A 13060-nucleotide genomic window follows, 5' to 3' on the forward strand; every position below is an offset into this window, starting at 1 on the left:
TGCATGCCCAGGCATGAAACTTAGTGTGGGCAGATCGCCCGCGGATACAAAGGAATACGGTGCGCGGCGCCCCAGGCATGGCGGCCGCAAAGAATCGGCGCTCCTTCATTTCCATTCCAAGGATCCGCCATGACGCAAGCACCCAAGGTTCTCTACACCGCCCATCAACACACGACCGGTGGCCGCGATGGCGGCGCATCGCGCAGTTCCGACGGCCGGCTCGACATCAAGTTCTCGGTGCCCGGCACGCCGGCTGCCGGCACCAATCCGGAACAGCTGCTGGCTGCCGGCTGGTCGGCCTGCTTCATCGGCGCGATGGGTCTGGCGGCACGCAAGCTGCAGGTCGTCATGCCGGCCGAAGCCGCCGTCGACACCGAGATCGACCTGGTCCTGACCGGCGACGCCTACGCGCTGCAGGCCCGACTGAACGTAAGCCTGCCGGGCCTCGCACACGACGTGGCGCGCGCCGTGGCCGACGCCGCGCACCAGACCTGCCCCTACTCCAAGGCGACGCGCGGCAACATCGAAGTGGCGATCAACATCGTCTGAGCGCGCCGGAGAGTCAACGAAGCTAGCCCGGCAACCGCGCAGCGGCCTCCTTCAGCGCCTGCGCAAAGGCCAGTGCAGCCTGCTTGGCCTGCGCCCCACGGCGCGACACCACGTACAGTTCGAGGTGAACCACGGGCTCGCGCAGCATCGCCACACCGAGACCCTGCCCCAGGCACTCTTCCATGGCGAACGAAGGAACGATGGCATGGCCGCGGCCGGCCCGAACCATCGCGATGATGGTCCCGATCAGGTTCATGCGGGGGCGCTCCTCGTGCGCGCGGCCCAAGCGGGCCAGCTGCTTCTCGATCAGAGCCTGGATCGGGTTGTCGATCGGCAGGCTGACGAGCGGCAAGCCCGAGATGCTGCTCCAGGGCTGGCTGGGGGCGAGGCCCCCCGAGTCGGCGCCCGGGGGGCTGATGCGCATCAGCCTGAACTTGCACAGGGGCTGGCGCGACAGGCCGACCGCGGGCTTGACGAAGAACCCCAGGCCGATGTCCGCTTCCCCGTCCAGCACTCGCTGGCGGACCACGCCCACCTCGACGTCCGCGAGGTCGACGTTCACTTGCCGATGGCTGTCGGCGAATTCGCGAATCACTTCCGGCAGCAGGCTGGCCGACACCATCGGAGTCGCCGCCACCCGGAGGCGGGCACGCACGGCGGCCTCGGACCCACCGACAACGGCGCCCAGCGCACGCAGCTCAGCGACGATGCGCTCGGCGACCGGTTGCAGCCGCCTCCCCGCGCCTGTCAGGGTGACGGACCGCGTCGTTCGATCGAAGAGGCGCGCACCGATCTGCTCTTCCAGCTCCTTGACCAGCATGCTCATGCCCGAAGGCGAAAGATGAACCTGCTCAGCGGCCTTCGCAAAGCTCTGCAGCCGCGCTATCTCGAGGAAGGCATGCAGCTGGCGACTGCTCACATTGATCAGTTTTGTTGACGAATTCATCAGAATATTCCGTTTGATCAATGTCAAAGCTGCCGCTGTAATTGTCACCCAACTCCCAAAGAGAGACATCGCCGTGAACACAACCAGACCTTCGCAGCCCCCGCCCTCATCCCTGCACCGGCGCCGCATGCTGCTCGGCGGGCTCGCCGCGCTGGCAACCCCCTTCGCCCGCGCTCAAGGCTCGGCGGACGCCCCCGTTCGCCTGGTCGTTCCCTTTACGCCCGGCACCGGCATCGACCTGATCGCGCGCCAGATCGCTCCGGCTCTTTCCGAACGCCTCAAGCGCCCGTTCTTCGTCGAGAACAGGCCCGGAGCCTCCGGCAACATCGGCACGCAGGAGGTCGTTCGCGCGACACCGGACGGCAGCACGCTGCTCGTGAGTGTCAACACGCTCGTCATGAACATGGCCCTCTATCCCCGGCTGGGATTCAATCCGGTGAGCGATCTCGCGCCGGTCAGCCAGACCAGTTGGGGGCAACTGCTCCTGGTCGCGAATCCGGGAACCAAGATCGATTCCCTGCAAGGGCTGATCGCACGCGCCAAGGCCAGGCCGGGCGCCTTGAACTACGGCTCGCCCGGCGCAGGCACGCCGCACCACCTGGCGATGGAGCTTCTCAAGAACAGGGCCGGGGTTTCCCTGACGCACATCAGCTATCGCGGCACCGCTCCGGCGGTCACCGACCTGCTGGGTGGTCAGATCGACGTCATGTTCCTGCCGATCCACGTCGCGCTCCAGCATGTGAAGGCGGGCAAGCTCACAGCGCTCGCGATCAGTTCCGACAAGCCGAGCCCCTTGCTCCCGGAGGTACCGCCACTCAGCGTCCTCAAGCTGGGAAACATGAACGTCGACATGTGGTACGGCGTCCTGGCGCCTGCAGGCACTCCGCGTCCCTACGTCGAGCGCCTCAACAAGGAGCTGCGCGAGATCCTGGCGCAGCCGGCCATTGCCAAGGCCTTCGAAACCCAGGGCATGACGCCTGCCCACAGCACGCCCGAGGCGTTTCAGCAAATGTTGGCGGCGGACGCCAAACGCTGGGCCGACCTGATCAAGGCCCAGGGCATCACCGCGGAGTAAGCAAAGCATGAACAAGGAAACAGCCACCTCGTCGCCGTTCGATGCGGAGGTCGTCATCGTTGGAGGAGGTCCCGTGGGCATGGGCCTGGCCATCGAGTTGGGCCAGCGCGGCGTTCGCACGATCGTGGTGGAACGCTATCCGCAGCCCCAGCCCATCCCCAAGGGCCAGAACCTCACCCAGCGCACGATGGAACACTTCCACTTCTGGGGAGCGGAGAAGCAGCTGCGTGCGGCGCGCACCATTCCGCCGGAGTACGGGATCGGCGGCCTGACCGCCTACGGCACGCTGCTGGGACCCCACAGCTACGACTGGCTGCAGCGCGACCTGGTCAAGCCCTACTACTACACGTCGAACGAGAGACTTCCGCAGTATGCGACCGAGGCGGTGCTGCGACGACGCGCCGCCGAGCTTCCCTCGGTTCAGACGCTGTACGGATGGGATGCGCAAGCGCTGACCCAGGACGCCGACGGCGTGTCGATCACCATCGCCGAGCGCGACGGCGGCGGCCGGCGGGTCTTGAAGTGCGCCTATGCCGTCGGTTCGGATGGAGCCCGCTCGCTCGTGAGGGAGCAGGCCGGCATCACGCAGACGCGCACCGACCACGACCGCATGATGGTGCTGCTGGTCTTCAAGTCGCATGAGCTGCACAGGCTTCTGGCGTGCTACCCGGGCAAGTCCTACTACAACGTCCTGCAGCCGGAGCTGAAGGGCTACTGGAAATTCTTCGGCCGGGTCGACCTGGGCAGCACCTGGTTCTTCCATGCGCCGGTGCCGCCCGGCACGACCAAGGACAACTTCGACTTCGCCGCCTATCTTCGCGAGGCTGTCGGCGCCGAGTTCGATGTGGCGTTCGAGCACATCGGGTTCTGGGACCTGCGCTTCATGCTGGCCGACAGTTACCGCGAGGGTCGCGTCTTCGTCGCTGGCGATGCTGCGCACAGCCACCCGCCCTATGGGGGCTACGGCGTGAACTCCGGGCTGGAGGACGCGCGGAACCTGGGCTGGAAGCTCGCCGCGACGCTGCAAGGCTGGGGTGGCGAGCGCCTTCTGGATTCCTACGACGCGGAGCGGCGGCCGGTGTTCGGCTCCACGATCCGCGACTTCATCGCCAAGTCGATCGATGCGGACCGGGAGTTCCTGGACGAATACGATCCGGCCCGCGACCCGGCGGGTTTCGAGGCTGCATGGCAGGCGCGCGCCCAAGGCGCGGTCGGCGAGGTCCACGCCTTCGAGCCCCACTACGAGGGTTCGACCGTGGTCTGGGGGAGCGAAGGCCGGGTGAGCAGCGCGAAGGGATCCCACCGCTTCGATGCCCGCGCCGGGCACCACCTGGCACCCGCGGCGCAATCGACCGGCCAGAACATCTACGACGAGCTGGGCACGGGATTCACGCTGCTGGCAATCGGCGCGCCGACTTCAGCGGTCGAGGCGTTCCGCGATGCGGCGGCGGCCTTGTCGCTGCCCCTGACGATCGTGGCAGCGGAGAACGGCGACGAGACTGCCCGCTACGGCGCCAGGCTGGTCCTGGTGCGACCGGACCAATTCGTCGCCTGGGCCGGAGACGCGGTGTCGCAGGACGACGCGCGACGCGTGCTGGGCGTGGCGTCGGGTCGGTCGTGAGACCGTTCCACGAACCCGACGCCGGCGCGCCGCAGCGCCACGCTAGTGGCTGTCCTCGATGTTGAGGACTTTCCCCAAGCCCAGAAAGTAGTTGGCAAACGCGAGCAACGCCGCCGTCACCGCGATGTAGACGGCGGAGAGCGCCGCCAGGGTCGGGTCGGCAAACTCACGCACGTAGTTGTACATGGCGACCGGCAGCGTCTGCGTGCTCTGCGTGGTCACGAAGAGCGATGCCGTGAACTCGCTGAAAGACATGATGGCGGCGAACAGCCAGCCACCGAAGAGGCCCGGCGCCAGCAGCGGGACCGTGATCGTGAAAAGCACCCTCACCGGCGACGCGCCCAGGCTGGCGGCCGCCTGCTCCAGCCGTTCGTCCAGGTTCTCCATCGAGACATAGACGCTGCGCAGCACGAAGGGCAGCACCAGCATCACGTGGCACAGGATCACGATGCCGTATCCGCGCTGCACCGAGGTCTGCGACACCAGGATCAGCAGGCCCAGCCCCAAGGTGAAATGCGGCACCACCAGCGGCGAATGCAGGATCGCGAGCAGCAGCTGCTTGCCCTTGAACTCCAGGCGCTTCACGGCGATGGACAGGCAGGTCCCGATCACCAGGGCCAGGAAGGAAGACCATCCGGTGACGACCATGCTCGAGCGAAATCCTTCCTGGAAATCCGGATAGCTGAACACCCGCGCAAACCACTTGAGCGAATACGACTCCGGCGGAAAGGCAAGGATCGCTTTCTCGTTGAAGGCGGCGATCGTCACCACCACCACCGGCAGCAGGACGAATGCGAGCAGGATGGCGATCAGCAGCGGGCCGGCCACACGCAGCGGCAGAGGCAGTGAACTTCGGATTCTCATGTCAGTGTCCTCCAAAGGCCTTCAGGCGCTTCGTCAAAAGTCCCAGGGCAAACAGCGCCGCCACCGTCAACATCAGCCCCATCACGCTCAGGCTGGCTGCCAGCGGAAAGTTCATCGAAGAGAAGCCGAGCTGGTAGACCAGTGTCGACACCGTGGGCACGCGGCCACCGCCGATCATCTGCGGCGTCGCGAAGGCACTGAATGTCCAGGCGAAGGCGGTCGTGATGCTGGCCAGGATGCCCGGCATCGACAGCGGCAGCGTGACCGTGATGAAGGTCCGGACGGGGCCCGCACCCAGGCTCTGCGCGGCCTTCTCGTAGTCGCGGTTGATGTGCGAGATCGCCGTGGCGAGCATCAGCACCACCACCGGAATCGTCACGTGCACCAGCGCGACGAGCACGCCCAGGTGGGTGAACATGAGTTCGAACGGCCATTCGATCAGGCCGAGCTTGCGCAGGGTGCCGTTGATGAAGCCGTTGCTGCCCAGCACGGCGATCCACGAGTAGGTCCGGACGATCTCGCCCAGGAACAGCGGCGTGATCGAGACGATCAGGATGAAGGACTTGAGCGCCCGGTTCTTCACGCGAACCAGGGCATAGGCCAGGGGATAGGCGGCGAGCAGCGAGAAGACCGTGGTCTCCACGCTCAGCAGCAAGGTGTTGGCAAAGGCATCGAGATAGATCGACTTGCCCATGCCGGTGAAGTTGGCGAAGGTCAGCCCTCCGACATCCAGTGACCCAGGAACAAAAGTCCTGAAGCTGAACTGGAACACCGCGGCCAGCGACACGGCGATGCCCATCGCCACAATGACGGCCGGAGAGACCAGCCAGGCCCTTAGATCGGAGCGCATTCCTTGACCTTCTTCCTGGGACGGGCTCAGTTCATGATGTTTTCGGTGAACCACTTGCGCCACTCCGCCGTCTTCTCGGCGCGCAGCTTGTTGTCGATGACGATGGTCTGGGTATCCCACTGGGCCTTGGTGGTGAACACGCCCGGCAGCTTGGCGTCTTCGGCCGAAACCGTCGCGTTGTCGACCACCGGGCTGGCCTTCTTCGAAGCCACGATCTTCGACTGCACTTCAGGCGACAGCGCGATGTTCAGGAACTTGTGGGCCAGGTCGGACTTGGTGCTGCCCTTCATGATGGCCATGGTGTCGACGCCGAGCACCGCACCTTCCTTGGGCATGACGACCTTGATCGGCACGCCCTGGCCTGCCATGTGGTACGCGTTCATCGAGAGGATGACTTCGACCGGCGTCTCGCCGGTGGCGATCAGCTGCTGCGCATTGGCGTCGTTGGTATAGAAGGCCTTGAAGTTGGGCTTGAGCGCCTTGAGCTTGTCCTGGCCTTTTTCCCAGGACTTGGCATCCCCGCCCGACAGCATGGCCGACACCGCGATCAAGTGGCTGGGGTCGAAGTCGGGGGCGCTGATCTTGCCTTTGAGGGCCGGATTCCACAGGTCGTTCCAGCTTTCGAACTTGACGCTCGGCGGCAGCAGGTCGGGGCGATAGCCGATGGAATACACATAGGCCCAGCTGCCGATGTGGTACGGGCTGATCTTGGCGCGGTCGACCAGGCGGCTGGCGTTCGGGATCTTGCTGGTGTCGAGCTGCTCGAACAGATCACCGTTGACGTAGAGCCAGCCTACATGCGAGGTCGTGAACGTGATGTCGCTCTCGGGCTTGGAGGCGAGCTTGGCCTTGTTCAGGCGGTCGATGGTGCCGCCGGTCACGTACTTCACCGGCACGCCGGTCTGCTTGGTGAACTCGCGGCCGATGTTCTCGTCGATCAGGTCGCGGAAACTGCCGCCCCATGTGCTCACCACCAGGGCGTTGTCCTGCGCGCAGGCCGATGTGGCGGCGAGCGTGGCGGAAAGCATGCACAGTGTCAAAAGCTTGCGAATCATTGAAAACCCTCAAATCGAAAAGTTGAACGTTGGTCGGAGCTGCCATCCGTCGGCGAATGGCCTGACGATGCAAGCATTACGCCAGCACCCGGTCCACTCACTTCAGCGACCGGATGATGTGGAACTCGCGACTTGCGGCCAAGTCGCCTTTTACTTAGAGGTGCCTCAATTTTCCTGATGGGCGCGGGTCGACGGGCAACGCTCGGAAATTCCTAAACGGTCGCCCGGAAAATACAAATGGCTCCAGGGGCCGGCGCAGATGAGGATCGCGATTCCCGTCACCAGCCCCGAGCAACATGAAACACACCCGCATCCGGCCTTTCAACACCAAGGCCACGTACCCCGAACAGAAGCTCGACAACGACCTTTGCCAGGCCGTCGTCGCCCGCGGCAGCATGGTCTTCCTGCGCGGCCAGATCGGACAGAACCTCGAGACCTCCGAGAGCGTCTGCATCGGCGATGTCAGCGGTCAGGCGGAGCAGGCCATGGCGAACATCGCGATGCTGCTCGAGGAGGCCGGCGGCGAGCTCCAGGACATCTGCAAGATCACGATCTACATCATCGATCCGCGCTACCGCGAGGCCGTGTACCTCGTCGTTGGCCGTTGGCTGAAGGGGGTTTTCCCGGTGTCTACAGGCATCGTGGTGTCGGCCCTCGCGCGTCCGGAATGGCTGGTGGAAATCGACGCCACCGCGATGATCCCCGACTGAGCCCATGACCTTCTCCATCATCGCGCGCTGCCCCGCCACCGGGCAGTTCGGTGCCGCCGTGGCCTCGTCCTCCCCCGCGGTCGCGGCGCGCTGCATCCGCGGCCGCAAGGGCGTGGGCGCTGCCGCCAGCCAGAACATCACCGATCCGGATCTGGGCCCGCTCGCCCTGGACCTGCTCGCCAGCGGACTGACGCCGGCGCAGGCAGTGGCCGAGTTGCAGAAGCGCCCCTTCATCGACTACCGCCAGGTGATGGCCATCGATGCGTCGAACCCGCCGGTGGTCTTCACCGGCGCCGAGGCGCTCGGCACGCTGGCCAGCGTGGTCGGCACGCATGCCGCCTGCGCCGGCAACATGCTGCTCACCCGCGAAGTGCCCCAGGCGATGCTGTCGGCCTTCGAGAGCGCCGAAGGCTCGCTGGCCGAACGCCTGATGCAGGCCATGCTCGCCGGCCAGGCAGCCGGCGGCGAGGAAGGCCCCGTGCACTCGGCCGGCCTGCTGGTCTACGGGGAGCAGAACTGGCCGATCGTGGACCTGCGGCTGGACTGGGTGGAGCTCGACCCGGTGCAGGCCCTCTACGCAACCTGGAAGGTCTACGAACCGCAGCTGCAGGCCTACATCACGCGGGCGCTGGACCCGCGCGCCGCCCCGAGCTTCGGGGTGCCAGGAAACCTCTGAAGGGCCGCCGCTACACTGGACTTTTGACGTCACGTGCCGCTCCACGGCCTCTTCTCTTCCTCGACATGCTCAACCGCGTTTCCCTGCGTCAGATGGAGTATTTCGTCGCCACCGCGACCCACGGCAGCATCGCCGCCGCGTCGGCGCAGATCCATATCTCCTCGCCCTCGATCTCCGCGGCCATTGCGCATCTGGAGTCCGAACTGAACGTGCAGTTGTTCGTCCGCCATCCTTCCAAGGGGCTGGGCCTGACCGCCATCGGCACCCTGGTGCTGAAGCAGTGCGAGGACGTGCTCGACCAGTCCTCCCGCCTGTACGAGATCGCCTCGGATTCGAGCGATGTCATGCAGGGCGCCTTGCGCGTGGGCAGCTTCCAGTCGCTCACCGCGATGATTGCGCCCGAAGTCATCTTCGGGTTTTCCCGCGCGTTCGAGTCGGTGGACGTGGAGATGGTCGAAGGCGACCAGGTGGTCTTGATGAACAAGCTGCGTGCGCTCGAGATCGACCTGGCGATCACCTATGACCTGCACCTGGGTGAGGACATCGAGTTCGAGATCCTGGCCACGCTGCCGCCCTATGTGCTGGTGAGCGAACTGCATCCCCTGGCGCAGGAGAAGGCCGTCACCTTCGAGGACCTGGCGGGCCAGCCCTACGTGCTGCTGGACCTGCCGATGAGCCGGGAGTATTTCACCTCGCTGTTCGCCAAGGCCGGCGTCACGCCGAACATCGTGGCGCGCTCGCGCTCCGAGGAAGTGGTGCGGTCCATGGTGGCCAACGGCATCGGCTATGCCCTGTTCAACGTGCGGCCCAAATCGAACCAGGCGCTCGACGGCAAGCGCATGGTGCGGGTGCGCCTGGCCGGCACCCATCGCCCGATGCAGCTGGGCCTGGCGACCTACAAGCCGATGAAGCAGTCGCGACTGACCCGCGTCTTCATGGAACGCTGCCGCGCCTACATCTCCGACCAGTACATCCCCGGCATGAGCGCGGCGAGTTTCTTCGACCCCCACATCACGGCGCCCTGAAGCGCCCCGCATCGCCATGGATCAAGCAAGTTCTGCAAGCATGTCCAGCATCTCGCTGCTGGAAACCCTGATCGCCTTCCCCTCGGTGTCCCTGAAGCCGAACATCGGGCTCATCCACAAGGTGCAGGAGATCCTGGCGCAGGCCGGCATCGAATCGATCCTTGCGCCCGACCCGCAGGACGCCAGCCGGACCAACCTGTTCGCCACGGTGGGTCCGCAAGGCGTGCCGGGCGTGCTGCTCTCCGGCCACACCGACGTGGTGCCCGTGGACGGCCAGCCCTGGACCTCGCCGCCCTTCGAGGCCACGCACAAGGACGGTCGCATCTACGGGCGCGGCGCGGCCGACATGAAGGGCTTCGTCGCCTGCGCGGTCGTCGCCATGGTAACGGCTGCCCGCAGGCCGCTGACGCGGCCCCTGCAGCTGGCCCTGTCCTTCGACGAGGAAATCGGCTGCGTCGGCGTGCGCCACCTGCTGCGCCGGCTCGAGAAGCAGCTTCCCGCGCCCCACCTTTGCATCGTCGGCGAGCCCACCCTGATGCGCATCGGCACGGGTCACAAGGGCAAGGCCGCCTATCGGGCGGTCTGCTGCGGCCAAGCCGGCCATTCGGGCCTGGCGCCCCGATTCGTCAACGCCATCCACATGGCGAGTGACCTGGTCGCGTCGGTGCGCGAGGTGCAGCGCGAACTCTCCGAAACCGGCCCCCGCGAGGAGGGCTACGGCGTGCCCTACTCCACGGTCCACGTCGGCGTGATCCAGGGCGGCCGGGCCCTGAACATCGTGCCCAGCGAATGCGAGCTCAGCTTCGAGATCCGCCATGTCTCCGAGGACCAGCCCGAGGAAATCCTGGCGCGCGTGCTGCAGCGCCTGGTCGAACGCGTGGCGGCCGTTGCGGTGCATCCCGAGGCCCCCCTGCCGGACATCCAGCTGACCAACAGCTATCCCAGCCTGAGCACGCCCGAGGACTCGGAGGCCGTGCGCCTGCTCAGCGGCTTGCTGCCCCCCGGCACCCGCTGCACCAAGGTCGATTTCGGCAGCGAAGGCGGCTTGTTCAAGCAGAGCTGGCGCGAAACCCCGGTGCTGATCTGCGGCCCCGGCAGCATCGAGGTGGCGCACAAGGCCGACGAGTATGTGGAGCTGTCGCAGATCGAGGCCTGCGACCGGATGATGGTCGCGCTCGTCGACTTCCTCTGCCGCTAGCGCATGCGCAGGATTCCGCGGTCGACGCCGCGGACATCCGTCTTGCCGCAGAAAGCCATGGAGAGATCGAGTTCGTTCCGGATCAGGTCCAAGGCGGTGCTGACGCCCTTCTCTCCCATGGCGCCCAGGCCGTACATCATGGCGCGGCCGATGTAGGTGCCGCGCGCCCCGAGCGCGAGCGCCTTCAGCACGTCCTGCCCAGAGCGGATGCCGCCATCCATGTGCACCTCCACCCGGTGGCCGACGGCCTCCACGATGCGCGGCAGGGTGGAGATCGACGACGAGGCGCCGTCCAGCTGCCGCCCACCATGGTTCGACACCACGATCGCATCGGCCCCGCTGTCGATCGCCAGCCGCGCATCCTCGGGCTCCTGGATGCCCTTGACGATCAGCTTGCCGCCCCAGCGCTTCTTGATCCATTCGATGTCCTGCCACGACAGGCGGGGATCGAACTGCTCGCGGGTCCACTCCACCAGCGAGCCGATGTTGTCCACGCCCTTCGCGTGGCCGACGATGTTGCCGAACTGGCGATGTTGGGTGCCCAGCATGTTCCAGCACCAGCGCGGCTTGCTCGCGAGGTTGAGGAGATTGCGCAGAGTCGGCCGAGGGGGCGTCGACAGGCCGTTCTTCTTGTCCTTGTGCCGCTGGCCGAAGACCTGCAGGTCCATGGTGACCACGAGCGCGGAACAGTTCGCGTTGCCGGCCCGCTCGATCAGGCCTTCGACGAAGCTCCGGTCGCGCAGCACATAGAGCTGGAACCAGAACGGATGGCGGCCGGTCGCCTCGGCCACCGCCTCGATCGGGCAGATGCTCATGGTCGACAAGGTGAACGGTATGCCGAACTTCTGCGCCGCGCGCGCCGCCAGGATCTCGCCGTCGGCATGCTGCATGCCGGTGAGACCCGTGGGCGCGATCGCCACCGGCATGCTGACCGGCTGGCCCACCATGGTGCTGGCGGTGCTGCGCTCGGTGATGTCCACCGCCACGCGCTGGCGAAACTCGATCTTGCCGAAATCCTCTTCGTTGGCACGGTAGGTGTACTCGGTCCACGAGCCGCCATCCACGTAGTCGTAGAACATGCGGGGTACGCGTTTCCTCGCCAGGCGGCGCAGGTCTTCGATGCAGGTGATCTCGGCCATCCGGACTCAGGTCTTGCCGTACGACATGTAGGCGTCCTGGATCACGATATGGTCGGCGATGTACTTCGCGTCGTGCCACACGCCGTAGATGAAGGACGACGCGCGGTTGACCAGGTTCGGCAATCCCAGGAAGTAGATGCCGCTCTCGGCCGAGATGCCCCGCTTGTGGAACGGCGCGCCCTTCTCGTCGAAGGCATTGACCTTCAGCCAGCTGTAGTCGAAGCTGAAGCCGGTGGCCCAGAGAATCGTCGTGATGCCGGCCTTCGCGAGGTCCAGGCTCATGATCGGCTCCTTGAGGCAGTCCGGGTCCGGCAGCAGCTCCCAGGCTTCGGGCTCCGGCGCAAAGGGCAGGCCGTTCTGCTCGATATAGGCATCGGCTTCGCGCAGCACGTCGAAGTACGCCTGGTCGCCCTCCGCGACATTCCTCGCCAGGCCTTCTTCGAATTCGATGACGCCGTCCTTGTAGGTCTTGGTCAGGCCGACCAGCGTCACGCCCATGTGGGCAAGGCGGCGGAAGTCGACCGTCTTGCCGCCCTCGTAGCCGCTGACTGCGAAGGCGACGTGCTGCTTCTTGGGCTTGATCTTGACCTCGTCCCACAGGCCCAGGGCACCGAGCCACCAGCAGTAGTCGCGGCCCCGATAGGAACGCGGCGGGCGGTAGTGTTCGCCCACCGAGAGATAGACCGTCTTGCCGGCCTTGCGCAGCTCCTCGGCGATCTGCGAGCCGGAGGCACCCGCACCCACCACCAGCACGGCGCCTTCCCGCAGCTGGCCCGGGTTCTTGTAGGTCGAGGAATGCAGTTGCTGGACCGCGTCGGTTTCGGGAACGATCTTCGGATAGGCCGGGATCTGGAAAGGACCGGTGGCGGAAACGACATTGCTCGCTTCGATGACGCCCTCGGAGGTCGTCACCTTGAAGCCCGGGCGGCCCACGTTGCGCTCGACCTGCCTGACCTCGACACCGGTACGCACCGGCGCCTTCAGCATGGCGGCGTAGTCCTCGAAGTACTGCGCCATGCGCTCCTTGGGCGGAAAGGACTCCGGCGAAACACCCTCGAACTTCAGTCCTGGAAAACGGTCGTGCCAGGCGGGGCCGTTCGCGACCAGGGAATCCCAACGCTCCGAGCGCCAGCGCTCGGCGATCCGATTGCGCTCCAGCACCACATGCGGCACACCCATGAGCGAAAGATGCTCGCTCATGGCAATGCCCGCCTGACCAGCGCCGACCACCAAGGTATTGATTTTTTCCACTGACATTTGAGCTTCCTAAAGAAAATCGCCACTGATGCACATCGCCAGGCAGCCTGGAGGCAGCAGTCATCGATGCAGGCGAGTCTGAAGAAGCGCGCCGC

General features: G+C 65.7%; 13 protein-coding genes. 7 read left to right on the plus strand and 6 right to left on the minus strand.

Annotation, left to right across the window (positions count from 1 at the left end; genetic code table 11):
* Positions 1 to 129 precede the first annotated feature (129 nt).
* Positions 130 to 549, plus strand: a complete 420-nt coding sequence (locus tag QTI45_RS26315; protein WP_286656408.1) for an Ohr family peroxiredoxin — start codon at positions 130 to 132, stop codon at positions 547 to 549.
* 22 nt (positions 550 to 571) lie between these two features.
* Here the strand turns inward: QTI45_RS26315 and QTI45_RS26320 are convergent, their stop codons facing one another.
* The gene (locus tag QTI45_RS26320) at positions 572 to 1495 is read right to left on the minus strand and encodes a LysR family transcriptional regulator (RefSeq protein WP_286656409.1); all 924 of its coding nucleotides are present in this window, start codon (positions 1493 to 1495) and stop codon (positions 572 to 574) included.
* A gap of 127 nt (positions 1496 to 1622) precedes the next feature.
* On the opposite strand from QTI45_RS26320, the gene QTI45_RS26325 reads away from it, so the two are divergent.
* Entirely contained in the window at positions 1623 to 2570 is a 948-nt protein-coding gene (locus tag QTI45_RS26325; protein WP_286656410.1) for a tripartite tricarboxylate transporter substrate binding protein, read from the plus strand.
* A gap of 7 nt (positions 2571 to 2577) precedes the next feature.
* A complete protein-coding gene (locus QTI45_RS26330) occupies positions 2578 to 4191 on the plus strand; it encodes an FAD-dependent monooxygenase (protein WP_286656411.1) in 1614 nt (537 codons plus the stop codon).
* A 42-nt stretch (positions 4192 to 4233) separates the two neighbouring features.
* Here the strand turns inward: QTI45_RS26330 and QTI45_RS26335 are convergent, their stop codons facing one another.
* Genes QTI45_RS26335 through QTI45_RS26345 form a run of 3 tightly spaced genes read right to left on the minus strand, consistent with a single transcriptional unit; the run spans position 4234 to position 6933 of the window.
* Positions 4234 to 5055 carry an ABC transporter permease gene (locus QTI45_RS26335; RefSeq protein ID WP_286656412.1) on the minus strand — a complete coding sequence of 274 codons (822 nt, stop codon included), beginning with the start codon at positions 5053 to 5055 and terminating at the stop codon, positions 4234 to 4236.
* A gap of 1 nt (position 5056) precedes the next feature.
* A complete protein-coding gene (locus QTI45_RS26340; protein ID WP_286519594.1) occupies positions 5057 to 5905 on the minus strand; it encodes an ABC transporter permease in 849 nt (282 codons plus the stop codon).
* 26 nt (positions 5906 to 5931) lie between these two features.
* Positions 5932 to 6933, minus strand: coding sequence for an ABC transporter substrate-binding protein (locus tag QTI45_RS26345; protein ID WP_286656413.1), 1002 nt, complete (start codon positions 6931 to 6933; stop codon positions 5932 to 5934).
* 323 nt (positions 6934 to 7256) lie between these two features.
* On the opposite strand from QTI45_RS26345, the gene QTI45_RS26350 reads away from it, so the two are divergent.
* From QTI45_RS26350 to argE, 4 genes are all read left to right on the plus strand, one after another.
* Entirely contained in the window at positions 7257 to 7670 is a 414-nt protein-coding gene (locus QTI45_RS26350) for a RidA family protein (RefSeq protein WP_286369672.1), read from the plus strand.
* Between the two features lie 4 nt (positions 7671 to 7674).
* Positions 7675 to 8346, plus strand: a complete 672-nt coding sequence (locus tag QTI45_RS26355; RefSeq protein ID WP_286656414.1) for a DUF1028 domain-containing protein — start codon at positions 7675 to 7677, stop codon at positions 8344 to 8346.
* A gap of 65 nt (positions 8347 to 8411) precedes the next feature.
* Positions 8412 to 9371: a LysR substrate-binding domain-containing protein gene (locus tag QTI45_RS26360; RefSeq protein WP_286369674.1), complete on the plus strand. Its 960-nt coding sequence runs from the start codon at positions 8412 to 8414 to the stop codon at positions 9369 to 9371.
* A gap of 40 nt (positions 9372 to 9411) precedes the next feature.
* Positions 9412 to 10569: an acetylornithine deacetylase gene (gene argE, locus QTI45_RS26365; RefSeq protein ID WP_286656415.1), complete on the plus strand. Its 1158-nt coding sequence runs from the start codon at positions 9412 to 9414 to the stop codon at positions 10567 to 10569.
* Here argE and QTI45_RS26370 read toward each other — a convergent pair.
* Positions 10566 to 11708, minus strand: a complete 1143-nt coding sequence (locus QTI45_RS26370; RefSeq protein ID WP_286656416.1) for an alpha-hydroxy acid oxidase — start codon at positions 11706 to 11708, stop codon at positions 10566 to 10568. The two genes, argE and QTI45_RS26370, sit on opposite strands and share 4 nt — an antisense overlap.
* 6 nt (positions 11709 to 11714) lie before the next feature.
* Positions 11715 to 12965, minus strand: a complete 1251-nt coding sequence (locus QTI45_RS26375; protein WP_286656417.1) for a flavin-containing monooxygenase — start codon at positions 12963 to 12965, stop codon at positions 11715 to 11717.
* Positions 12966 to 13060 lie beyond the last annotated feature (95 nt).

It is taken from the genome of Variovorax saccharolyticus, assembly GCF_030316765.1.
Classification (GTDB): domain Bacteria; phylum Pseudomonadota; class Gammaproteobacteria; order Burkholderiales; family Burkholderiaceae_C; genus Variovorax; species Variovorax saccharolyticus.